This window comes from Streptomyces sp. NPDC048419, assembly GCF_043200415.1.
Lineage (GTDB): Bacteria > Actinomycetota > Actinomycetes > Streptomycetales > Streptomycetaceae > Streptomyces.
This window is the reverse complement of sequence record NZ_JBICXT010000001.1, coordinates 562,996-584,693: the sequence shown is the minus strand read 5'-3', so window position 1 is coordinate 584,693 and position 21,698 is coordinate 562,996. Positions and strand designations below refer to the sequence as shown.

General features: G+C 71.9%; 20 protein-coding genes. 13 read left to right on the top strand and 7 right to left on the bottom strand.

Annotated features, from left to right (window positions below):
* Positions 1-107: 107 nt before the first annotated feature.
* The 4 genes from ACGFYN_RS02530 to ACGFYN_RS02515 form a co-directional block, all read right to left on the bottom strand.
* A complete protein-coding gene (locus ACGFYN_RS02530) occupies positions 108-1,118 on the bottom strand; it encodes a substrate-binding domain-containing protein (RefSeq protein WP_393863864.1) in 1,011 nt (336 codons plus the stop codon).
* A gap of 251 nt (positions 1,119-1,369) precedes the next feature.
* Positions 1,370-2,188 (bottom strand): SAM-dependent methyltransferase, encoded by an 819-nt coding sequence (locus ACGFYN_RS02525; protein WP_393863863.1) that lies wholly within the window; start codon positions 2,186-2,188, stop codon positions 1,370-1,372.
* Positions 2,189-2,202: 14 nt separating this feature from the next.
* On the bottom strand, positions 2,203-2,673 hold the full coding sequence (locus tag ACGFYN_RS02520; RefSeq protein ID WP_393863862.1) for a DUF6114 domain-containing protein: 471 nt from the start codon (positions 2,671-2,673) through the stop codon (positions 2,203-2,205).
* Positions 2,673-3,344 (bottom strand): DUF6230 family protein, encoded by a 672-nt coding sequence (locus ACGFYN_RS02515; protein WP_393863861.1) that lies wholly within the window; start codon positions 3,342-3,344, stop codon positions 2,673-2,675. Before ACGFYN_RS02515 ends, ACGFYN_RS02520 begins: the two co-directional genes overlap by 1 nt.
* Positions 3,345-4,015: 671 nt before the next feature.
* Here ACGFYN_RS02515 and ACGFYN_RS02510 point away from each other — a divergent pair.
* On the top strand, positions 4,016-4,669 hold the full coding sequence (locus ACGFYN_RS02510; protein ID WP_393863860.1) for a Tat pathway signal sequence domain protein: 654 nt from the start codon (positions 4,016-4,018) through the stop codon (positions 4,667-4,669).
* Between the two features lie 18 nt (positions 4,670-4,687).
* Here ACGFYN_RS02510 and ACGFYN_RS02505 read toward each other — a convergent pair whose 3' ends face one another.
* Positions 4,688-5,647 carry a lytic polysaccharide monooxygenase gene (locus ACGFYN_RS02505; RefSeq protein WP_393863859.1) on the bottom strand — a complete coding sequence of 320 codons (960 nt, stop codon included), beginning with the start codon at positions 5,645-5,647 and terminating at the stop codon, positions 4,688-4,690.
* 671 nt (positions 5,648-6,318) lie between these two features.
* Here ACGFYN_RS02505 and ACGFYN_RS02500 point away from each other — a divergent pair.
* Both ACGFYN_RS02500 and ACGFYN_RS02495 read left to right on the top strand, forming a co-directional pair.
* Positions 6,319-6,966 (top strand): ScbR family autoregulator-binding transcription factor, encoded by a 648-nt coding sequence (locus ACGFYN_RS02500; protein WP_393863858.1) that lies wholly within the window; start codon positions 6,319-6,321, stop codon positions 6,964-6,966.
* 64 nt (positions 6,967-7,030) lie between these two features.
* Entirely contained in the window at positions 7,031-8,200 is a 1,170-nt protein-coding gene (locus ACGFYN_RS02495; protein WP_393863857.1) for a damage-control phosphatase ARMT1 family protein, read from the top strand.
* 4 nt (positions 8,201-8,204) lie between these two features.
* Here the strand turns inward: ACGFYN_RS02495 and ACGFYN_RS02490 are convergent, their stop codons facing one another.
* Positions 8,205-9,467 carry a cytochrome P450 gene (locus tag ACGFYN_RS02490; RefSeq protein ID WP_393863856.1) on the bottom strand — a complete coding sequence of 421 codons (1,263 nt, stop codon included), beginning with the start codon at positions 9,465-9,467 and terminating at the stop codon, positions 8,205-8,207.
* Positions 9,468-9,638: 171 nt separating this feature from the next.
* Between ACGFYN_RS02490 and ACGFYN_RS02485 the strand changes: the two genes are divergently transcribed.
* The 10 genes from ACGFYN_RS02485 (at position 9,639) to ACGFYN_RS02440 (ending at position 19,918) form a co-directional block, all read left to right on the top strand.
* Positions 9,639-10,487, top strand: a complete 849-nt coding sequence (locus ACGFYN_RS02485; protein WP_393863855.1) for a TIGR03619 family F420-dependent LLM class oxidoreductase — start codon at positions 9,639-9,641, stop codon at positions 10,485-10,487.
* Positions 10,488-10,543: 56 nt separating this feature from the next.
* Entirely contained in the window at positions 10,544-11,518 is a 975-nt protein-coding gene (locus ACGFYN_RS02480) for an ABC transporter substrate-binding protein (protein ID WP_393863854.1), read from the top strand.
* Positions 11,519-11,534: 16 nt separating this feature from the next.
* On the top strand, positions 11,535-12,335 hold the full coding sequence (locus ACGFYN_RS02475) for an ABC transporter permease (protein WP_393863853.1): 801 nt from the start codon (positions 11,535-11,537) through the stop codon (positions 12,333-12,335).
* Entirely contained in the window at positions 12,332-13,171 is an 840-nt protein-coding gene (locus ACGFYN_RS02470; protein WP_393863852.1) for an ABC transporter permease, read from the top strand. Before ACGFYN_RS02475 ends, ACGFYN_RS02470 begins: the two co-directional genes overlap by 4 nt.
* Positions 13,168-13,920, top strand: a complete 753-nt coding sequence (locus ACGFYN_RS02465) for an ABC transporter ATP-binding protein (RefSeq protein WP_393863851.1) — start codon at positions 13,168-13,170, stop codon at positions 13,918-13,920. Before ACGFYN_RS02470 ends, ACGFYN_RS02465 begins: the two co-directional genes overlap by 4 nt.
* A gap of 122 nt (positions 13,921-14,042) precedes the next feature.
* Positions 14,043-16,199 carry a germacradienol/geosmin synthase Cyc2 gene (gene cyc2, locus ACGFYN_RS02460; RefSeq protein ID WP_393863850.1) on the top strand — a complete coding sequence of 719 codons (2,157 nt, stop codon included), beginning with the start codon at positions 14,043-14,045 and terminating at the stop codon, positions 16,197-16,199.
* 204 nt (positions 16,200-16,403) lie between these two features.
* Complete coding sequence (locus ACGFYN_RS02455; protein ID WP_393863849.1) at positions 16,404-16,994, top strand: PDZ domain-containing protein; 591 nt, start codon at positions 16,404-16,406, stop codon at positions 16,992-16,994.
* A gap of 51 nt (positions 16,995-17,045) precedes the next feature.
* Positions 17,046-17,687 carry a LysE family translocator gene (locus tag ACGFYN_RS02450; protein ID WP_393863848.1) on the top strand — a complete coding sequence of 214 codons (642 nt, stop codon included), beginning with the start codon at positions 17,046-17,048 and terminating at the stop codon, positions 17,685-17,687.
* Between the two features lie 117 nt (positions 17,688-17,804).
* The gene (locus ACGFYN_RS02445) at positions 17,805-18,932 is read left to right on the top strand and encodes an aminopeptidase P family protein (protein WP_393863847.1); all 1,128 of its coding nucleotides are present in this window, start codon (positions 17,805-17,807) and stop codon (positions 18,930-18,932) included.
* A gap of 50 nt (positions 18,933-18,982) precedes the next feature.
* Positions 18,983-19,918 (top strand): aminoglycoside phosphotransferase family protein, encoded by a 936-nt coding sequence (locus tag ACGFYN_RS02440; RefSeq protein WP_393863846.1) that lies wholly within the window; start codon positions 18,983-18,985, stop codon positions 19,916-19,918.
* 6 nt (positions 19,919-19,924) lie between these two features.
* On the opposite strand, the gene treZ is transcribed toward ACGFYN_RS02440, so the two are convergent.
* A complete protein-coding gene (gene treZ, locus ACGFYN_RS02435) occupies positions 19,925-21,670 on the bottom strand; it encodes a malto-oligosyltrehalose trehalohydrolase (protein WP_393863845.1) in 1,746 nt (581 codons plus the stop codon).
* Between the last annotated feature and the right edge of the window lie 28 nt (positions 21,671-21,698).

Sequence of the window (21,698 nt, the reverse complement as noted above, 5' to 3'; positions counted from 1 at the left end):
GGGTGCTCAGGATGCTATCCGTACAAGTGACCGCACGTGCCCCAGGTCTCCGAATCTTTCGAGACATTGACGTCCGAAGTGTCGTCGGGCGAGGTCACGGGTGCCGCTCAGCGCGTCCCGTGCGCCGCGAAGGCGGCGACCGAGGCCACGTTGGCCTTGGTGACGAACGCCGGACCGGTGAGGACGGGGGAGACCCCGCCGCCGCTGACGTTGCCGTTGGTCCTGTACAGCCACAGCGAGTCCACCGCGAGATAGCCCTGCAGATACGGCTGTTGATCCACCGCGAACTGGACGTCGCCGTTCTTGACTGCCTTCACCAGGTTCTGGTTCAGGTCGAAGGTGGCCACGTGCGCCTTGCCGCCGGACTGCTTCACCGACTTCACCGCGGTGAGCGCGAACTGGGCGCCCAGGGTGACCACTTCGTCGATCGTCGGGTCCTGCCGCAGCCGGGCGGTGATCGCGGCGGTGGTCGCGGTCGTGTCGGTGCCCTCGACGTAGACGATGTCGGTCTGGCCGTGGAAGGTCTTCTTCACTCCGGCGCAGCGGGCCTCCAGGGCGACGTTGCCGCGCTCGTGGATCACGCACAGCGCGTGCTTGGCCCTGAGCTCGTCCAGCTTGTCCCCGACGGCCCGGCCGGCGAGGCTCTCGTCCTGCCCGAAGAACTCCATGATCCCCTCGGACTGCCAGGAGTCGATGCCGGAGTTGAGGCCGACGACGGGGATGTCGGCCGCCCTGGCCGCGGTGACCGGGGCCTTCATCGCCTGCGGCTTGGCCAGGGTCACCGCGATGCCGTCGACCTTCTGCCGGACCGCGTCCCGCATCAGCGCGGCCTGTCCCGCCGCGTCCGGGTCGTTGGCGTACGTCAGGTCGACGCCGTCCTTCGCCGCGGCGTCCTCGGCCCCCTTCTTCACCAGGTTCCAGAACGTGTCGCCCTCCGAGGCGTGGGTGACCAGGGCGACCTTGAGACGGGCGGTGTCCGCCCTGCTGCCGGCGCCGAGCGCGGAGCCCGACGTGCCGGCGGATCCGGAGCAGCCGGCCACGAGCAGGCAGACGGCCGCCGCCGCGGCGATCACGCGGGCGGATCTGTGCGGGGCGGGGGGCTGGGAAGGAGTGTTCATGAGGGTGCGGCACCTCGCTGTGCGGCCGAGCAAGTGGAACGGCGAGAGCGGATCTTCGTACGACGTCCGACGTCGTACGTCGTAGGGGTGACTCTCGCTGGCCGGAGCCAATCGCGTGTGACCGCCGGTAGTCAAGTGATCAGCAACATGGAGTGAGTTGTCGCTGCCGCATCGTGATGATGCCTTCCGGACGGCAGGGCCGGGTCTACGCGCATACGGATCTTGCGTGAACTGGCCTCACGCGTACGGTTCTACGCCTTGCGGGCCACCGCCCCGTACATCGCGACGTCCTCGTCGCGTACCCCCTCGGCGTCCGCGCCGCCGGGACGCCATCGGTGGACCTGGACGATGCCCGGCTCGACGAGTTCGGTTCCCGCGAAGAACTCCTCGGCCTCGGCGAAGGTGCGCAGCCGCATCGGCATGCCGCGGGCGGCGTACTCGAGGGCGACCCGGCCGACCTCCTTCGGTGCGAAGTCGGCCGTACCGATGGTCATGGCCAGGTAGCTGCCCGCCGGGAGCGGTTCGAGAAGGCGGCGCACGAGGCCCACGGCGTCGTGCTCGTCGAGCAGGAAGTGCACGATCGCGACGACGGTGAGCGCGACCGGCGCGCCCAGGTCCAGGGTGTCGCGGAAGGCCGGACTGCCGAGGACGGCCTGCGGATCGCGCATGTCCGCCTCGACGTACGAGGTCCTGCCCTCGGGCGTGCTGTTCATCAGGCCCTGGGCGAGGGCGAGGACGAGCGGGTCGTTGTCCACGTACACGACCCGGGAGTCCGGGGCCGCCGACTGGGCGATCTCATGGAGGTTCGGCGAGGTGGGGATACCGGTGCCGATGTCGAGGAACTGCCGTATCCCCGCCTCCTCGGCCAGCCAGCGCACGGCCCGGTTCATCCAGTCACGGTTGGCCCGCATGTGGACGGGCAGCGCCGGCCACTCCCTGCACATGGCGTCTGCCGCCTCCTGGTCCGCCGGGTAGTAGTCCTTCCCGCCCAGGATGTAGTCGTAGATCCGCGCGGCATGCGCGGTCCCGGTGTCGATACGGCCACCCGGCCGCGCACTGCCCTCGGACACGCCGGCCTCTCCCGTCACGTCGTCTGCACGGCTTCTTCCGTGTCCTCTTTCGCCTGTACCTCTTTCACTCGTACGTCCTCCTTCGCCCGCGCGTCCTTCCTGCGCCGGCTCCGGCGTGGCTCCTGGTCCGGGAGCCAGCCGAAGGCGAGGCAGCTGCCGACGGCTCCCAGGAGCAGGCCGACGAAGAAGCCGCCCAGGTTGGAGGTGACCCAGGTGCCCAGGGAGGTCAGGATGCCGATGATCGAGTAGAAGATGCGCTGGGAGGGGCTGAAGAGGGTCAGCAGACCGCACAGGAGCATGACCACGGGCAGGAGGTACCCCGCCAGGCCCTGCATGCCGATGTGCATGACGACCTTCAGCGAGGCCTTCTCGGTGAGCAGGATCTCCGCGCCGCCCAGGGCGAGCAGCAGCCCGCCCCAGAACGGACGGCGGGCCCGCCACTGACGGAAGGCGGGCCGCACGCCTTGTTCCGGACGGCGTGGCATCAGCAGCCCGAGTCGCTGAACTTCAGCTTCAGACCGGGGAGCTTGAACACACCCGCGGTCGTCGCGTAGTTGGTCTGCCGCAGGTTGGCGATGTGCACCGTGTCGGCCTGCTGGCTGAAGACGCCCTTCGGGCCCTTGACGCCGGCCTTCGTGAGCGTGCTCGCGTCGTTGCCGATCTCGATGTTGTTGAACGCGGCGTCGCCGGTCAGCTCCGTCGAGTCGGTGGTCAGGTCGGTCGCCTGCACCTTGGACGAGCCGCTGCCCGCGGTGATGAGCAGGTTGGTGCCGCCGAGGTCGACGCTCTGGCACAGGCTGTCCAGCGTCGCGTTCTTGATGGCTGAGGTGACGATCAGCACCTGACCGCCGGTGTCCCCCTGGTTCGGGCTGTCGTCGATCATGCTGTCGAGCCCGCCGAACTGCTCGAACCCGGTGCCGTCCAGGGACTTGGCGGTGACGGTGAAGGGCATGCCGGAGATCGAGAACGACACTCCCAGCGCCCCCTCGGCGGTCATGATCGCGAGGCCGGCGGCGACCGCGACGGCGGGCACCGCCATCACGGCGGCCCGGCGCAGCCGGACCCGCCCGCGTCTCGCGGGATCGGGGGCGGAACCGCTTTCCGGGGTTCCGGGTGTGTGCTCGGCGGACGAGGTGACGTCCGAGGACGAGGCCATTTCTGCTCCCATGTGCATAGTCAGTGCGGGTCGGGCATCAGCGGCACGTTGTCCTGGCGCGGACAGCGGACTGCGGCGCACGTCTCCTCGCAACTCCCGGCGGGTGCAAGGGCTTTCACGTACTCCGCAGTAGCCGACGAGGAAGTTACCCGTGGTTACATTTAAGGGTCAAGGGAGTTGTGGAAAAAGGGTGGTGGTTGTGCCTCACCTGTGCGTCCGTAGGCGGGTGGGGAGCCCGCGCGTTCCTTGAACGATCGTCAACTCCCTTGCCACACCTTGACGTTGACTGCCACTCAGGTCTACAACTGCCCCTGGCTTCCCCCCCCAGGATCCGTGGCGCCGGATCCCCGTCACGCGGCATGGTCCGCGTTCCCGGAAACCGCACACCCCCACGGTCCCCCCCCGACGGCCCGCACGGGCACTTCCCCCATGGTCCGTGCGGGCCGTCCACCCCGCCCGGTCGCGGCAGGCGGCCCTTCCCACGGGTCCTCGGCCGGTGACCGGCCGGTCGCCGTTGCCGGTCCGTCACGTACGGAGAAGGCGTCACGGACCGGCAAGGGCGGACGCACTCCCGCGTCCTCCCACGCCACTTCCAACCCTCCGTCTCGGAGAAGCCGGCTGCGCACAGAGGCGGAGCCGGCCCCCACATCCCAGAAGGAAGAGACCCCCGCATGCGTACTCGCACCCTCGTCACCCTCGTCGGAGCCGTCGCCGCCCTCTCGATCCCCGCGGCCGTCCCCGCCTCGGCGGCCGACACCCCCGTCCTGACCACCGGTTCGGCCGGCGGCACCGCGGTCGCCGTCGGCGACGTCCTCACCGCGCCGCTGGCCGCCGGCACCCACGCCACCCTCTACTCCAGCTCGACCGGCACGAGCGGCGTCACCTGCTCCTCCTCGACGTTCACCGCGAGCGTCACCGACAACCCCGCCGCGCCGGGCACGGCCACCGAGTCGGTCAGCGGGCAGAGCTTCGACAGCAGCAGCTGCACCAGCAACGTCCTGGGCGTGACGGGCGTCACCAGCATCACCGTCGACAACCTGCCCTACACCACCACAGTGGCGTCCGACGGCACCCTCGCGGTGACGCCGGCGAGCGGCTCGACCATCCAGACGACGGTCAAGCTGAAGACCCTGCTGGGCAGCATCACCTGCGTCTACCAGGCCGCGAGCCTGGCCGGCACGGCGAGCAACGACGACAGCAGCATCGCCTTCACCAACCAGCAGTTCACCAAGACGTCCGGCTCGTCGCTCTGCTTCAGCAGCGGCTACTTCACCGCCAAGTACGCCCCGGTGACGGACAACGGCGCGACGGTCTACGTCAACTGACCTTCTGGCGCCTTGAGTTCAGCGTCGACGTAGACGCAGCGCCAGGGCGGCGCCGCCGGTGAGCACCAGCACCGCAGCGGCGCCGCCCGCGAGCATGGGCGCGGAAGGCCCCGAACCCGCCGTGGAGGTCGAGGCCACCGGAGTGCTGTCGGGGGCGCCGGTGCCCTGCCGCGGGGTCGCCACCGCCTCGGCGGTACGCGAGGGGGCCGCGGAGGATGTGGGTGTGGCCGCGGGGCTGCTGTTCGCCGCCTTCTTGCCGCCGTCCGAGCCAACTCCCTTGCCTGTGCCCGCCTTTCCTCCCGTGCTCGGGGCAGCCGTCTGGCCGCCGCTTCCGGACGCGGTCCGGAACACCACGTCCGAGCAGGAGTAGTACGTGTCCGTCGTGCTGCTGTTCTGCCAGATCGTGTAGAGGACGTGGTGCCCGGTCCGGTCCGACGGCAGCTTGGCGGTGATGCGGTACGCGCCGTTCGTCAGGGCCGGGTCCTTGACCGCCGCGAACGGCTGCGACGGCAGTTCGGACCAGGTCAGCGGCTTGGCCGGGTTGTAGCCCGGCTTGGTGAGATAGAGCTTGAACGTGCCGGTGTGCGGGATCGTCGAGGCGTACTTCATCGACAGCGTCGCGCCCGGAGTCAGCGTCGTCGACGGCCAGTCGGAGCGGGCCAGGTCGAGTCCCTTGTAGGCGGGCAGGCCCCCGCTGCACAGCTTTCCGTCGGGGATGACCTGCCGGTCCCGGCCGCCCACGTCCGGCACCCGCAAGTTGTCCCACAGCGTGAAGGGGGAACCGTTCGCGGCGACGGCGGCCTTGCAGGCCGCGGACCGCGCGTCGGAGCCGCCGTCGGGGGAGCAGGCGTAGACCCGGCTGACCGGATCCGTGGGGGCGCCGTGCGCCTGCGCGGAGCCCGCCGCCCAGAGCGGCAGCAGGAACGGGGTCACCAGTGCGGCCGTCAGAGCGGCGCGGTGTGCGGTCATCCGGGACATCCGGAACGTCTCCTCGGCCGGAGCGGGAACGGGGTGCTCCCGGTGAGTACGGGGCGCGCACCCGGCGCGTTCAACAAGGGGGCCCACCTGCGCCGTACGCCTCTGGAGGCCGCCCATGCCTCATTGCAAACCAACCGGTCGCCTCGTACTCTGGCGTCGCCGGGCGGATGCGTCCGCCTGGGCTGTTGTCGTTCTCGGGGGTCGAGGGAGGAGCATGCCTCAACCGTCCTTGACGGCCGGCTGTTTGGGGCTGCGTGCGCAGTGGTCGCGCACCCGTCAGTTACACGTGTCCCTTGAGTACTTCGCGTACGGGCCCTCGGGGCGACCGCGATCAGATACCGGCCATCCTGTTTTCTTCGAACCTTCAACGAGTCACGTTCCGGCCGTGGGCCTCCTGGAGGCGTTCCACCGGACCCTCCCGGCCCGGACCGCCGATCGGGACTCCTGCGTGCCGTTCCACGTCCCCTCTCATCAATGCGCCGAGCTGGACGGACCCGCCTGGGCCGAGATCGTCGAAGAGGGTGGCGCGAGCCGGGAGGTCCGGTGCGCCCGGGGCGGGTCGGCCCCCTTCGAGGGTGCTGTGGACCGCCGCAAATGGGTGAGATATCGTACACGAGGAGTAACAAAAAACAGCACGCCCCGTTCTTTCCAGTCCCAGGAGTGTTCAGTCGATGGCGAGGCAGTTACGAGCCGAGCAGACCCGCGCGACGATCATCACGGCCGCAGCAGACCTGTTCGACCGTCACGGCTACGAGTCGACCAGCCTCAGCGACATCGTCGAACACGCCCAAGTCACCAAGGGCGCCCTGTACTTCCACTTCGCGGCGAAGGAGGACCTGGCCCACGCGATCATGGAGTTGCAGTCCAGGGCCCTGCGTGAGGTGGCGGGGGAGCTGGACGCCCAGGGCTACTCCTCGCTCGAGACCCTGATGCGCATCACCTTCGGCATGGCCCGGCTCTCCGTCGAGGGCCCGATACCGCGCGCCGGGCTCCGGCTCACCACCGGGGGAGTCGCAGTACGGCCGCCGCTCAAGCATCCGTTCACCGAGTTCCGGGAGGTGGCCGGCCGCAAACTCCTCGGCGCCGTCAAGGAGTCCGACCTCCACACGGACATCGACGTCGACGCCGTCGCCCACTCCCTCGTCAGCTTCTACGTCGGCACCCGCGTCGTGAGCCGCTCCCTCGAACCCGTCGCCCGCCAGCCCCGCAGGCTGGCCGAGATGTGGTACGTCATGATCCGCGGCATGGTCCCGGTGACTCGCAGGGCCCGCTATGTGAAGCTCGCCGCGCGGCTGGAGCGGGAGATCGGAATCGTCTGACAGGGGTGCCGGGAGGGCCCCTCGCGCCGGGCCGCTCCGGCACGCAGGCCCTAGGGTGAGGCACATGTCCGACATCCCGTCCGCGCCCGTGATCCTCGGCGACGAGCCCGGTTCGTTCCCGCACAGCGTCCTCGCCGAGCGGCACCCCGCGATCATCCGGCAGGTACGGGAGGCGTTCCCGTACGGCCCCGCCCAGCACCGCGCGCTCGACGCGCTCCTCGCGAGCTGCACCAAGGGTGTCGTCGAACCGCTGCCCGCCGGCGCGCACGACCGGGAGCGCTGGGAGGAGTGGGGCGCGGCCGGGTACACCGGCCGTTCCTGGTACGACATCCCCTGGCTCTGGTCGGAGAGCTACTTCTACCGTCAACTGCTGGAGGCCGTCGGCTACTTCGGCACCGGGCCCTGGCAGGGCATCGACCCGTTCCGCCCCTTCAAGCTGGCCGAGCTGGACTCGCCGGAGACGGACGAGGAACTGGCCGCCCTGGACTCGCTGTCCGCGGGCGACCAGGACCGGGCCCTGCTGCACGGCTCGCTCTGGGGCAACCGCGCCGACCTCGGCTTCCGCCTCTCCGCCGGGGACGCGAGCGGCGCGGACGCCGCCCCGGACCTGGTCGCCGACGACAGCGCGGCCCTGTGGTCGCTGCTCCCGCCGTCCGGCGCGGGCACCCTGTGCCTGATCGCGGACAACGCGGGCCGCGAACTCATCCCCGATCTGCTGCTCATCGCGCATCTCCTGGAGCGCGGGCGCATCGCGCGCGCCGTGCTGCACATCAAGCCGTACCCCTACTACGTCTCCGACGCGACGACGGCCGACGTGCTCGACGCGCTGCGCAGGCTGACCGAGGCGCAGGGCGCCGCCGTCGAGTACGGCCGCATCCTGTGGGCGGCGATGGCCGACGGCCGACTCGTCCTGCGCGCCCACCCCTTCTCCGGCGGCCCGCTGCCGTACGCGGACATGCCCGGCGACCTCCGCGCGGAACTCGCCACGGCCACCGTGACGATCGTGAAGGGCGACCTCAACTACCGCCGCCTGGTGGGCGATCGCAGGTGGCCTGCGACCACTCCGTTCCAGGACGTCACCGCCCACTTCCCCGGTCCGGTCGCCGCCCTGCGCACCCTGAAGTCCGACGTGATCACCGGCCTGGCCCCCGAGACGGAGGCCGCGCTGGTGGCGGCCGAAGGGCAGCGGTGGCGGACCGGCGGCACGCACGCGCTCGTCCAGGTCCGCACCTAGGGGCTCAAGTGGCCTGTACAGGAAGGGACTTGATGCCGTTGATGAAGTTCGACGTCAGCCGTCTCGCCGGGCCCGCCGTGCGCAGCACCGGCAGTGCGCGCAGCGCCTCCTCGTAGAGCACCCGCAGTTGCAGGCGGGCGAAGTGCGCGCCCAGGCACACATGCGGGCCGTCCCCGAAGGAGACGTGCGGGTTCGGGCTGCGCGAGAGGTCGAGGCTCTCCGGTGCGGCGAAGGCCCGTTCGTCGCGGTTGGCGGAGGCGTGGAAGACGACCACCTTGTCACCGGCCCGGATGCGCCGGCCGGCCAGCTCGGTGTCCTGGCGGGCGGTGCGGCGGAACGTGAGCACGGGTGGGTGCCGGCGAAGCAACTCGTCGACTGCCGGGGGGAGTTCCATCTTGCCCGCGCGGAGCGCCTCGTACGCCTCCGGGTGCTCGGCCAGGGTGAGCAGTCCGCCGGGACCCGCGCTGCGGACGGTGTCGTTGCCCGCGACGGTGAGCAGGAAGAAGAACATCTCCAGTTCGGCGTCGGCGAGTTCGGGCTCGTGCGCGAGAGTCGTCAGTACGTCGTCGGCGGGATGCCGGCGTTTGTGGGCGGCGAGCTGCTGGGCGTAGTCGAACATGTCCCGGAGCATGGCGGGGGAGCGTGGGTTGACCGGCTTGCCCGCCGCGTCGAGCACCGGTGCGCCGGCCTCGTCCGGGTCCTGGTAGCCGATGACCCGTTGCGTCCAGTGCAGCAGCAGCCCGCGGTCGCCGTCCGGGACGCCGAGCAGGTCGGCGAGGTTGAGCAGGGCGTAGTCGTCGGTCACGGCGCCGACGAGGTCGACGGTCCCGTCCTTCGCGCGGGCGTCCCGCAGTGCCCGCGCGAGCAGCGTCCGCGCCCGCTCCTGGGCGACGGCCGTGAAGCGCTCGATACGGCCCGGGGTGAAGGCCCGGCTGACCAGCCGTCTCAACCTGCCGTGGTCCGGCGGGTCCTGATTGAGCATCATGCGCCGGATGAAGGGCAGGTCGGCAGGTTCGGGGTCGCGGATCTGGGTGGCGCCGAGATACGAGGAGTACGTCGCCGCGTCCTTGAGGACCCGGACGACGTCCGCGTGCCGGGTCACCGCCCAGAAGCCGGGGCCGGCCGGCCACCCGAGCACCTCGTACTCCTCCTGCCAGGCCACGGGGTGGTGGTCGCGCAGGACGCGGTAGGCGGCATGGGGCACCCCGGCGGCGTACTGCCGCGGGTCGAAGACGTCCGGGACCGGCGGGGCCTCGCGCACATTCATGCGCCCACGGTGGCGCGGCGGACGGGCGCGCGGCAAGGGAGCGCGCGGCGGGCATGCGTGTGGCGGTGGCGGTGTTGGGCCTAGTGTGAGCGTCGCCGGGCCAGGGCTCGCGACGCCGAGCTGATCCGTACGACAGGTCCAGGGGGACGGAACGACATGTTGCGTATCGGAGTGGCACCCCATCGTCTGTGGCCCGCGCGGGAGACCGAGATCGACGGGATCCTGACGACCGCGCGCAGGGCCGAGGAACTGGGCTTCGACCATGTCTTCGCGAGCGGCCACGCGGTCGCGGGCGAGCTGGGGGTGACCCCCGACCCGCTGGTCACGCTGTCCGCCGTGGCCGGCGCGACGGGGCGCATCGGGCTGGTGACCAGCGTGCTCGTGCTGCCGCTGTACAACCCGGTCGTCCTCGCCCACCAGACCGCCACCCTCGACCGCCTCTCCGGCGGCCGCTTCACGCTCGGCGTCGGCACCGGCTGGGACACGCAGGAGTACGCGGCCGTCGGTGTGCCCTTCCCGGGCAGGGGCCGGCGTGCGGACGAACTGCTCGCCGCCGTACGGGAGTTGTGGCGCGGGGAAGGGTCGGCGCGGCTGGGGGTGCTGCCGCGCACCGAGGGCGGGCCGACCGTTTGGGTCGGCGGGGAGAGCGACGCGGCACTGCGCAGGGCGCTGCGGTTCGCGGACGCCTGGCACGGCTCCGGGATCGACGCCGCCGGGCTCAGGGCGGTGCGCGAGCGGCTCGTCCCCCTCGGCGAGCAGGCCGGACGCGACCCGCGGACCCTGGGGCTGACGGCGGGCCTCTTCCTCGTGCCGCCGGGTTTCGCACCGGCCGTGCGGCTGCCCGGGCGCCCGCTGGGAGGGGCGGACGCGAGCGCCGAGAGCGTACGGGAGGAGCTGGCCGCCCTGGCCGACGCCGGGCTCTCCTCCTGCTCGCTGTGGCTGCCGGTCGCGGCCGACGCACTGCCGGACGCGCTCGCCTGGACGGCCGAGGAAGCCCTTTCGTTTTTCTCCAAAGATTGACGGTTGTACCGATCGCTCTGTAGTGATCATGACAAATCTTTGGTAGTCATGCCCGCATGGCGTTACGTCGATTACGGCCGGGCATCGGAAAACCGGCGGCCGTCCTGGCCGCCCTGACCCTGCTCCTCGCCGCCTGTGGCGACGACAAGGACGGCTCCACGTCCACAGGTGCCGGAAACACCAAGCTGAGAGTGGCCGCACTGCCGCTGACCGACTCGGCGGCGCTCTACATCGCCCGGGACCGCGGGCTGTTCAAGAAGGAAGGGCTGGACGTCACGATCCAGCCGGTCCAGCAGAGCATCCAGGCACTGCCCGCCCTGGCCAACGGTCAGGTCGACGTGATCGCGAGCGCGAACTACGTGACCTTCCTCCAGGCCGACGAGAAGGGCACCCTCGACGTCCGCATCCTCGCCGAGGGCGTACGGGTCGCACCGCACATGATGGACGTCCTGGTGCCGAAGGACTCCGCCGTCAAGAGCGTCGCCGACCTGGCGGGCAAGAAGGTCGCCGTCAACATCCTCAACAACATCCAGTCGCTGACCCTGAACGCGATCCTCGACGCCAAGGGCGTCGGCCGGCCCGTCTACCGGCAGATCGCCTTCCCGCAGATGGGGCCTGCCCTGGAACGCGACCAGGTCGACGCCGTGCACGCGGTGGAGCCCTTCGACAGCGCGATCCAGGGCGACTTGAAGGCGAAGGTGCTGTTGGACGGCGGCTCGGCGCCCGTCCAGTCGCTGCCCATCAGCGGATACGTCACCACGCGGAAGTTCGCCGCCGGGCACGCCGAGGAGGCGGCGGCCTTCCACCGCGCCATCGAGGCCGCGTCGAAGATCGCGACGCGGGACCCGGACGCCGTACGCGAGGAACTGCCCAAGTACACCAAGGTGACCGCCGATCAGGCGGAGAGGATCCAGCTGCCGGTGTATCCGGCCGCCACCGACCCGGCGCAGCTGCGCCGGCTGACCGAACTCATGCGGAAACAGGGGCTGTTGAAGAAAGATCTCGACCCGGCCACGCTGCTGGTCAAGTGAAGCGGCTGAAGGTCAGGTGAGGCGGCTGAGGCGACGTCAGGAACTGCTGCTGGGGCTTCTCGGCGTACTGCTCGCGTTCGGCGCCTGCGAGGCCGTCGGGCGCTCGGGCGTCGTGCGCCGCAGCTATCTGCCGCCCGCCTCCGAAGTCCTCGCCCGCGCAGTGGAGTTGGGGACCGACAGCGCCTTCCTGGACGGGGTCGGCGCCACCTTGAAGGCCTGGGCGCTGGGCCTCGGCCTCTCCGTCGCGATCGCGGTCCCGCTCGGGCTGCTGCTGGGCAGCGTGCCGCTCGTCGACTCCGCCGTACGCGTGATCGTGGAGTTCCTGCGGCCGCTGCCCTCGGTCGCGCTGATCCCGCTGGTCTCCCTGCTCCTGGGCACCGGCACCCGGACCGAGGTCGCGCTGATCACGTACGCGTGCGTCTGGCCCGTCCTGTTCAACACCGTCTACGGCCTCGGCGAGACCGACCCGCTCGCCAAGGACACCCTGCGCGCCTTCGGCTTCGGCCGGCTCTCGGTGCTGCTGCGGGTCGAACTGCCGGGCACGGCACCGTTCATCGCCGCCGGCATCCGCATCTCGGCGGCCGTCGCGCTGATCCTCGCCGTCGCCACCGAACTCCTCTCCGGCTTCGGCGAGGGCCTCGGCATCTTCATCGCCCAGGCGGGATCGGCCACCGACGGCACCCGGGACGTCCTGGCCGGCGTGGTCTGGGCGGGCGCCCTCGGCCTCGTCATCAACGGCGTCCTGGTGTGGGGCGAGCGCCGGCTGTTCCCCTGGACGCCCGAGCGGCGGGCGGACGCACGCGGAGGGCGGTCGTGAAGGCGGCCGGTACCAAGGTGCGGAGCGCCGCGCGAGGACCGGTGGCCTTCGGGCGCGCCGGCGGCCATGTCCTGCTGCGTGTCGTGGTGCTCGCCGTGGTGGTGGCCCTCTGGCAGGTGGCCGCACAGGCGCACGGCAGCGTGTACTTTCCCCCACCGGGCCGAATAGCGGGCCGCGCCCACGAGTTGTGGTTCTCGGGCCCCGCCGGCCGGGTGTTCCTGACGGACGCCGCCGTGGCCGACATCCTGCCCAGCCTCGGGCGGATGGCGGCCGGGTTCGGGATCGCCGCCGTCACCGGGATCGCGCTGGGCCTCGCGGTCGGGCGGTCGCGGTGGGCGTACGCGCTCTGCAATCCGGTGCTGCAGTTCGCGCGGGCCGTGCCGCCGCCCGCGCTGGTGCCCGTCTTCGTCGTCGTCCTCGCCCTCGGGACGCCGATGCAGATCGCGTCGATCGCCTTCAGCGCCGTCTGGCCGGTCCTGATCAACACGGCGGAGGGGGCGCGCAACACCGATCCACTCCGGCTCGACGTGGCCGCCGTGCTGCGCCTGAACCCCGTGGAACGGCTGCGGTTCCTGCTCCTGCCCTCCGCGCTGCCGCGCATCTTCGCGGGCCTGCGCCTGAGCCTGTCGCTCTCCCTCATCCTCATGGTCTTCTCCGAGCTGCTGCCCGGCACCGCCGACGGCATCGGCTTCACTCTCACCGACGCCCAGTCCCGCTCCGACCTGCTCACCGTCTGGGCGGCGCTGCTCCTGCTCGGTGTCCTCGGACATGTGCTGAACACCGTGCTGCTGGCGGTGGAGAGACGGCTCGTCGGCCGGGGAAGGAGCACGGCGTGAAGCTCCGTCTCGACGGCCTCGGCCAGCGCTATGGCGACCAGTCCGTCCTGCACGACATCACCCTCACCGTCCCCGAAGGCCAACTCCTGTGCGTCGTGGGCCCGTCGGGCTGCGGCAAGTCCACGCTGCTGCGCACCGTCGCGGGTCTGCAGCCCGCGTACGAGGGCTCCGTCACCTTCGACGGGGCCCCGGTCACCGGCGTACCCGACCAACTGGCCGTCGTCTTCCAGGACTACGGCCGCTCCCTCTACCCCTGGCTCACCGTCCGCGACAACGTCGCCCTCCCGCTGCGCCGCCGCGGCCTGCCCCGCGCCGAGCGCCGCGCGCGGGCCGAGCGCATCCTGGAACGCGTCGGTCTCGACGGAGCCGGCCGCCGCCACCCCTGGCAGCTCTCCGGCGGCATGCAGCAACGCGTCGCCATCGCCCGCGCCCTGGTCTGCCGCCCCGCTCTGCTCCTCATGGACGAACCCTTCGGCTCCCTGGACGCCCAGACCCGCGAGGACCTGGAGGACCTCCTCCTGGAGGTCCACCGCACCGACGGCGCGACCATCGTCTTCGTCACCCACGACATCGACGAGAGCGTCTACGTCGGCGACCGCGTCGTCGTCCTGTCCCCGGGGCCCGCCTCCCGCGTCGTCCTCGACCTGCCGGTCGAACTCCCGGGAAAACGCGAGCAGATCGGCACCCGGGGGCTGCCGGAGTTCGTGGCGCTGCGGACGGAGGTGGGGCGGGCGGTGCGGGGGAGCTGAGGCCGGCGGCAGAGTGCCACCGCCGGTGTGCGCTTTTCCCGGTTTCCCCGCCGATTCACGCGATGGTGTGATCATGTCCGGGCCGGGGGATGGCGCCACAGAGCCCCGGGTAGGGCCCGGCCATGACGCACCAGCCCTTCGAACTCCCGCACTTCTACATGCCGTATCCCGCGCGGCTGAACCCGCATGTCGACCAGGCGCGCGCCCATTCGACCGGGTGGGCACGCGAGATGGGCATGCTGGAGGGGTCCGGGATCTGGGAGCAGTCCGACCTCGAGGCGCACGACTACGGACTGCTCTGCGCCTACACCCATCCCGAGTGCGACGGCCCGGCCCTGTCGTTGATCACCGACTGGTACGTGTGGGTCTTCTTCTTCGACGACCACTTCCTGGAGATCTTCAAACGGACCCAGGACCGTGCGGGCGGCAAGGCCTATCTGGACCGGCTCCCGCTGTTCATGCCGATGGACCTCGGCACCCCGATGCCCGAGCCGCAGAACCCGGTCGAGGCGGGCCTCGCCGATCTGTGGACGCGCACCGTGCCCGCCATGTCCGCCGACTGGCGCCACCGCTTCGCCGTCGCCACCGAGCACCTCCTCAACGAATCCCTGTGGGAGCTGTCCAACATCAACGAGGGGCGCATCGCCAACCCCGTCGAGTACATCGAGATGCGCCGAAAGGTGGGCGGCGCCCCCTGGTCGGCGGGGCTCGTGGAGTACGCGACGGCCGAGGTGCCCGCCGCCGCGGCCCGCTCGCGGCCCCTGACGGTGCTGATGGAGACGTTCGCCGACGCCGTCCACCTGCGCAACGACCTGTTCTCCTACCAGCGTGAGGTCGAGGACGAGGGCGAGAACAGCAACGGCGTGCTCGTCCTGGAGACCTTCTTCGGCTGCACCACCCAGCAGGCCGCCGACACCGTCAACGACATCCTCACCTCGCGCCTCCACCAGTTCGAGCACACCGCCCTGACCGAAGTGCCCGTACTGGCACTGGATCTGGGCCTCACCCCGCCCGAGGTGGCGGCCGTCGCCAAGTACACGCAGGGCCTGCAGGACTGGCAGTCCGGCGGCCATGAATGGCACATGCGCTCCAGCCGCTACATGAACGCCCGCGCGCAGTCCGGGAATCCGTGGCACGGACCGGCCGGTGCGGGCGGTTTCGCGGCCGACGTCAATGCCCTGCTCGCGGCGGCCGGCGCCGAGCGCCTGCGCGCCTACACGCACATGCCGTACCAGAAGGTCGGCCCGTCCCTGCTGCCCGACTTCCACATGCCCTTCCAGGTCGAGGTGAGCCCGCACCTGGAGGCCGCCCGGCCCCGCCTCACCGCCTGGATGCACGCCATGGGCATGCTCCAGGAGGGCGTCTGGGACGAGGACAAACTCGCCGCCTACGACCTGCCGTTGTGCTCCGCGGGCATCGACCCGGACGCGACACCGGAGGCCCTCGACCTCAGCGCCGGGTGGCTCGCCTGGGGGACGTACGCCGACGACTACTACCCGCTCGTGTACGGCCACCGCCGCGACCTGGCCGCCGCCCGGCTGACCACGCGCCGCCTGTCGGAGTGCATGCCCCTGGACGGCGAGGTGCCCGTCACGCCGCTCAACGGCATGGAGCGGGGCCTCGCCGACCTGTGGGCGCGGACGAGCGCGGGGATGTCCGCCGAGGACCGGCGCTCCCTCAAGGACTCGGTGAACGTGATGACCGAGAGCTGGGTCTGGGAGCTGTCCAACCAGATGCAGAACCGCATCCCCGACCCGGTCGACTACCTGGAGATGCGCCGTGCCACCTTCGGCTCCGACCTCACCCTGAGCCTGTGCCGGCGGGGCCGGGGTCCCGCCGTCCCGCCCGAGGTCTACCGCAGCGGCCCCGTCCGCTCGCTGGAGAACGCCGCCATCGACTACGCCTGCCTGCTCAACGACGTCTTCTCGTACCAGAAGGAGATCGAGTACGAGGGCGAGATCCACAACGCGATCCTCGTCGTGCAGAACTTCTTCGGTATCGACTACCCGACGGCCCTCTCGGTCGTCCATGACCTGATGACCCGGCGCATGCAGCAGTTCGAGCATGTCGCCGCACACGAACTCCCGGTCGTCTACGACGACTTCGGCCTCTCGGCAGAGGCACGCGAGGCGATGCACGGCTATGTGGGGGACCTGCAGAACTGGCTGTCGGGCATCCTCAACTGGCATCGGAAGGTGGACCGTTACCAGGCCGGCTTCCTGGCACGGCGCGCCCACGGCTTCCTCCCGGAGCGGCCGCCCGCCGTGCCCGTCCTCTGACGGGATCACCGGGTACAGCGGTGAGAACGCGGCATCGGCCCGCGCCCGCGCCCGCTCCGGGACGTCGGGTGCGGGCGCGCGCGTCCCTCGCGTCGAACTGGTGTCCAGGTCGCGTCCGCCGGCGTTGCTCGCCGGTCAGTCTCACTCGTTCGTGGCTCGTCGCGCGCCGGGACTCCCGGGTAGAGCTTCAGCAGGAGGCGATCCATGGAACAGACTGCGTTGCGGCCCAAGCCGATGCCCGGCCAGGACCCCGGTCGCGGCACCCGGCCCGGTGCGCCCGTACGGCACCCGCACGCCGCCCGGAAGCGGGCCCGACGGCTCAGGACCCTTTTGTTCGGGCTGCTCGTGGCCGGGGCCCTGGTGCTCTCGGGGGTCGGCATCGGGACGGTCGGCGCCACGGTCATAGGGATGAGCAAGCTCGCCGACCTGCAACGCCGGGCGCCGCAACGGCCGCCCGCCGTCCCCCACCCCCCGTCCGCACCTCCGGCCACACCCACCCCCACCACCTCGTCCGCGCCCCCGGCACCCGCCACCGCGACCCTCGGCCTGGAGGCGGTCGACGCCTACCGGAAGGGGGCTCTGATCGTGGGCGTCCACGTCCCCGGCCCGGGCTACACGGCGGGACTGGTCCGCGGCGACGTGCTCCTCGCGTTCGGCGGGACCCGGGTCGCATCGGCCGCGGACCTCGCCCGCGCCGTCGCGCACGCCCGCCCCGGCTCCGAGGTCGTCCTGACGATCCGGCACCGGAGCGGCACCTACCAGCAGCTGACGGCGGTACCCGGATTCGTCATGTGACCACCGGAAAAACACTGGCCCTGTCCCGCGGCACCGGCCACGATGGCCCTCATGCTGAGCACGCTCCTCGCCTTCCTCGGCGCCTGCACCCTCATCGCCGCCTCGCCGGGCCCCAGCACGGTGCTGATCATCAAGCAGTCGCTGCGCAGCAGACGCGACGGCTTCCTGACCGTGCTCGGCAACGAGACGGGCATCTTCGTCTGGGGCGTCGTGGCCGCCTTCGGCCTGACCGGGCTGCTCGCGGCCTCCGAGGTGGCCTACGACGTGCTGCGCGTCGTCGGCGCGGTCGTCCTCGTCGGCTTCGGAGTCCAGGCGCTGCGGCAGTCGCGGCGGGCGAAGGGAGCGAAGGGGGCGAAGGAGGCGCCCGGGGATGACGCCTGGGAGGGCGCCGGGAAGAGCGGCTGGGCGGCCTACCGCGCCGGGCTGCTGATGAACCTCGCCAACCCCAAGGCGGCGATCTTCGCCATGTCCTTCCTGCCGCAGTTCGTGCCCGCGGGCGCCCCGCACCTGCCCGCCACGGCCGGGCTCGCCGCGCTCTGGGCGGTCTACGAGGTCGGCTACTACGGCCTGTACGTGTGGTTCGTCGGCCGGATGCGGACCGTCCTGTCCCGTGCCGGGGTGCGCCGGCGCCTGGAGCAGATCTCCGGCGGCGTGCTGCTCCTCCTCGGCGTCCGCCTGGCCCTGGAGAGCTGACGCCATGGACGGCACGGTGCACGAAAGCCCCGCAGACCGGTCGCGCGGCCCCCGCTGTCCGGGCAGGATGCTGCCCGTAGTCCTATGTGGTCCTTGCAACCGCCCAGGGAGGCCCGGATGACCGGCAGCACGCGCGCGCCCTTCACCGCCGACGACTACCGGGCCCGTATGGACCGCGCCGCGCGGGCCGCCGCGGACGCCGGTCTCGACGGGCTCCTGGTGGCGCCGGGACCCGACCTGGTGTGGCTGACCGGCTACGCGCCCACCGCGGTCACCGAACGGCTCACCCTGCTGGTCCTCGCCCAGGGCCGGGCCCCCGTCCTGGTCGTCCCCACGCTGGAGGCCCCGGACGCCGCGCAGGCCCCCGGCGCGCCCGCCCTGAACCTGCGCGACTGGACCGACGGCAAGGACCCGTACGCCGCGACCGCCGCGCTCCTGTCCGGCACCGGCCGCTTCGGCGTCAGCGACAACGCCTGGGCGCTGCACCTGCTGGGTCTGCAGCGGACGCTGCCCGGCACCACCTACGACTCCCTCACCGAGGCCCTGCCGATGCTGCGCGCCGTCAAGGACGCGGCGGAGCTGGAACTGATGGCGGCCGCGGGCGCGGCGGCGGACGCGGCCTTCGAGGAAATCCGGAAAGTCCCCTTCGCCGGCCGCGAGGAGTCCGCGGTCGGCGCGGACCTGGCCGATCTGCTGCGCCAGTTCGGCCACTCGCAGGTCGACTTCACCATCGTCGCCTCGGGCCCGAACGGCGCCGATCCGCACCACGAGGTCGGCGACCGCGTCATCGAGGACGGCGACATGGTCGTCCTGGACTTCGGCGGCCTCAAGGACGGCTACGGCTCCGACACCTCCCGCACGGTCCACGTCGGCGAGCCCACCGACGAGGAGCGCCGGGTGCACGACCTGGTCCGCGAGGCCCAGGAGGCGGGCTTTTCGGCGGTGCGGCCGGGCGCCGCCTGCCAGGACGTCGACCGGGCCGCCCGCGAGGTGATCGCCGGCGCCGGGTACGGCGAGTACTTCATCCACCGCACCGGCCACGGCATCGGCGTCACCACGCACGAGCCGCCGTACATGATCGAGGGCGAACGGCAGCCCCTGGTGCCCGGAATGTGCTTCTCCGTGGAACCCGGCATCTATCTGCCCGGCCGGTTCGGTGTGCGCATCGAGGACATCGTCACCGTCACCGAGGACGGCGGGCGGCGGCTGAACGACACGACCCGCGAGATGGTCATAGTGGACTGAGCGACCAGCAGGAGCCCCCAGCAGACCCCCGAGCGACGACGGCGCGGACCATGACCCAGGCACCGACACCCACCGCGGACACCGTCCGCCGGCTGGTCAGTTCCCTGCTCAAGGACGGTGCGGCCGGCGCCGGACCCGAGGTGCGGCCCGTCGCCGAGGGCCCCGGGCACGGCACCTGGTGGGTCGGTTCCCGGCATGTGCTGCGCCTCACCCCCGACCGCGAGGCCGCCGTCCGCCAGCGCCGCGAGCTGCGTCTGCGCGACCTGCTGCGCCCGCACCTGCCGGTCGCCGTGCCCACCAGCGTGGCGCACGGGGAGTGGGCGGCCGGGCTGACGTACACGCTGGACACGAAGGTGCCCGGCGGCTCGGGCGAGGAGCACGACGTGTCCGCCGTCGGCGAGGCCGACCTCGCGGGGCTGCTCACCGGGCTGCGCGAGGTGCCCGTCCGGCAGGCCGAGACGCTCGGCGTCCCGCGCGTCGCCCCGCGCTCCCTGGAGGCCCTGCGCCGGGCAGCCGAGCGCGCCGCCGAACGGCTCGCCGCGGCCGACGAGTTCGACCCCGTACGCCTGCACCAGCTCACCGGCGCGGCCGCCGTGCAACTGGCCGCCCAGCCCGGCACCGCGGTGCTCGTCCACCACGACCTCAAGGGCGAGCACCTCGTGGTCAGCCCCGACGGCCGGGTGCGCGGCGTCCTGGACTGGTCCGACGCGGCCGTCGGCGACCCCGCCGAGGACATCGCCGGGCTGGCCGGCGCCGTCGGCTCACCGGCCGCCGTCCGCGCCGCGACCCTCGCCGGGTACGGCGCCCGCCCCTGCCTGCGCGGCCTCTGGCTGGCCCGCTGCGACGCCGTCATCCGCCTCGCCGCAGCCCTCCAGGCCCGCGAAGCGGCCGCCCTGCCGCTGCTCAGGCTCCGGCTCCGCCGCGCCTGGGAGGCGATCCTCCTGGAGCGGGTGACGGAGCTGCGGGACGGCGAGCCGGACGGCTGACTCGGCTCAGCCCTGCAGCAGGACCACGGCCGACTCCCCTGGCAGGTGCAGCACCCCGTCCGGGCCCGGCGCCTCGACGGGCTCCCACGCGGCGAGCACGCGCGCGTGGCGCGGGCCCAGGGGGATCTCGGCCGGCTCCTTGGCGAGGTTCACGGCCACGCGGACGTCCCCGCGGCGGAAGGCGAGCCAGCGCTGCCGCTCGTCGTACGCCACCTTGATGTCGGCCAGGTCGGGATCGGTGAGGTCGGCCTGCTCGCGCCGGAGCGCGATCAGGGCGCGGTACCAGTCCAGCACGCGCGCGTGCGTCTTTTCGGCGGGCTCCGCCCAGTCGAGGCAGGAGCGGTCGCGGGTCGCCGGGTCCTGCGGATCCGGTACGTCCTCCTCCGCCCAGCCGTGGGACGCGAACTCCCGCCGCCTGCCCCGCCGTACGGCCTCGGCGAGCTCCGGATCGGTGTGGTCGGTGAAGAACTGCCAGGGCGTGCCGGCCGCCCACTCCTCGCCCATGAACAGCATCGGCGTGAAGGGGGCGGTCAGCACCAGCGTGGCCGCGCAGGCCAGCAGACCCGGGGAGAGGGAGGCCGACAGACGGTCCCCCAGGGCGCGGTTGCCGACCTGGTCGTGCGTCTGGCTGTAGCCGAGGACCCGGTGTGCGGCCACGCGCGTACGGTCCAAAGGGCGCCCGTGGCGCCGGCCGCGGAAGCTCGAGTACGTGCCGTCGTGGAAGTAGCCGCCGGTGAGCGTCTTGGCGAGCGCTGCCACGGGGGCGCGTGCGAAGTCGCCGTAGTAGCCCTGGGACTCGCCGGTCAGCGCGGTGTGCAGGGCGTGGTGGAAGTCGTCGTTCCACTGCGCGTGCAGACCGAGGCCGCCCGCCTCGCGCGCGGTGATCAGCCGTGGGTCGTTCAGGTCGGACTCGGCGATCAGGAACAGCGGGCGGTCCAGTTCGGCGGCGAGGGCGTCCACGGCCGTCGACAGCTCCTCCAGGAAGTGGCACGCGCGCGTGTCCGCCAGCGCGTGCACGGCGTCCAGGCGCAGCCCGTCGATCCGGTAGTCGCGCAGCCACGACAGGGCGCTCTCGCGCAGATAGTCCCGCACCTCGTCCGAGCCCGGCGCGTCGAGGTTCACGGCGGAACCCCACGGCGTGTGGTGGGTGTCCGTGAAGTACGGCCCGAACGCCGGCAGGTGGTTGCCCGAGGGTCCGAGGTGGTTGTGCACGACGTCCAGGACCACGCCCAGGCCGAGTTCGTGCGCCCGGTCGACGAACCGTTTCAGCGCCTCGGGGCCGCCGTAGGGCTCGTGCACCGCCCACAGCGAGACGCCCTCGTAGCCCCAGCCGTGCCGCCCCGGGAAAGGGCACAGCGGCATCAACTCGACGTGGGTGACGCCCAGTTCGACGAGGTGGCCGAGCCGCCCGGCGGCCGCGTCCAGGGTGCCCTCATGGGTGTACGTGCCCACATGGAGCTCGTACAGGACCGCACCGGGCAGCGGGCGTCCCGCCCATTCGGTGCGCCAGGCATGCTGCTGGTGGTCGACGACGGCGCTCAGGCCGTCGGGGCCGTCGGGCTGCCGGCGCGAACGCGGGTCGGGCAGCACGGGACCGTCGTCCAGCGCGTACCCGTACCGCGAGCCGTCCCGCGCCCCGGCCTCCGCCCGCCACCACCCCTCCCGTCCGGGATCGCGCTCCAACGCGCGCGTGGCGTCGTCGCACTGGAGCGTCACGCGCTCGGCCTGTGGTGCCCACACCTCGAACTGCACGGACGGTTCCCCTTCGTCTGCTCACCGT

Bases quoted from the DNA above. Each gene is read 5' to 3' on its own strand.
- ACGFYN_RS02530 (WP_393863864.1), bottom strand. From the start codon at position 1,118: ATGAACACTCCTTCCCAGCCCCCCGCCCCGCACAGATCCGCCCGCGTG.
- ACGFYN_RS02520 (WP_393863862.1), bottom strand. From the start codon at position 2,673: ATGCCACGCCGTCCGGAACAAGGCGTGCGGCCCGCCTTCCGTCAGTGG.
- ACGFYN_RS02515 (WP_393863861.1), bottom strand. From the start codon at position 3,344: ATGGCCTCGTCCTCGGACGTCACCTCGTCCGCCGAGCACACACCCGGA.
- ACGFYN_RS02510 (WP_393863860.1), top strand. From the start codon at position 4,016: ATGCGTACTCGCACCCTCGTCACCCTCGTCGGAGCCGTCGCCGCCCTC.
- ACGFYN_RS02505 (WP_393863859.1), bottom strand. From the start codon at position 5,647: ATGTCCCGGATGACCGCACACCGCGCCGCTCTGACGGCCGCACTGGTG.
- ACGFYN_RS02500 (WP_393863858.1), top strand. From the start codon at position 6,319: ATGGCGAGGCAGTTACGAGCCGAGCAGACCCGCGCGACGATCATCACG.
- ACGFYN_RS02495 (WP_393863857.1), top strand. From the start codon at position 7,031: ATGTCCGACATCCCGTCCGCGCCCGTGATCCTCGGCGACGAGCCCGGT.
- ACGFYN_RS02490 (WP_393863856.1), bottom strand. From the start codon at position 9,467: ATGAATGTGCGCGAGGCCCCGCCGGTCCCGGACGTCTTCGACCCGCGG.
- ACGFYN_RS02480 (WP_393863854.1), top strand. From the start codon at position 10,544: ATGGCGTTACGTCGATTACGGCCGGGCATCGGAAAACCGGCGGCCGTC.
- cyc2 (WP_393863850.1), top strand. From the start codon at position 14,043: ATGACGCACCAGCCCTTCGAACTCCCGCACTTCTACATGCCGTATCCC.
- ACGFYN_RS02455 (WP_393863849.1), top strand. From the start codon at position 16,404: ATGGAACAGACTGCGTTGCGGCCCAAGCCGATGCCCGGCCAGGACCCC.
- ACGFYN_RS02450 (WP_393863848.1), top strand. From the start codon at position 17,046: ATGCTGAGCACGCTCCTCGCCTTCCTCGGCGCCTGCACCCTCATCGCC.
- ACGFYN_RS02445 (WP_393863847.1), top strand. From the start codon at position 17,805: ATGACCGGCAGCACGCGCGCGCCCTTCACCGCCGACGACTACCGGGCC.
- ACGFYN_RS02440 (WP_393863846.1), top strand. From the start codon at position 18,983: ATGACCCAGGCACCGACACCCACCGCGGACACCGTCCGCCGGCTGGTC.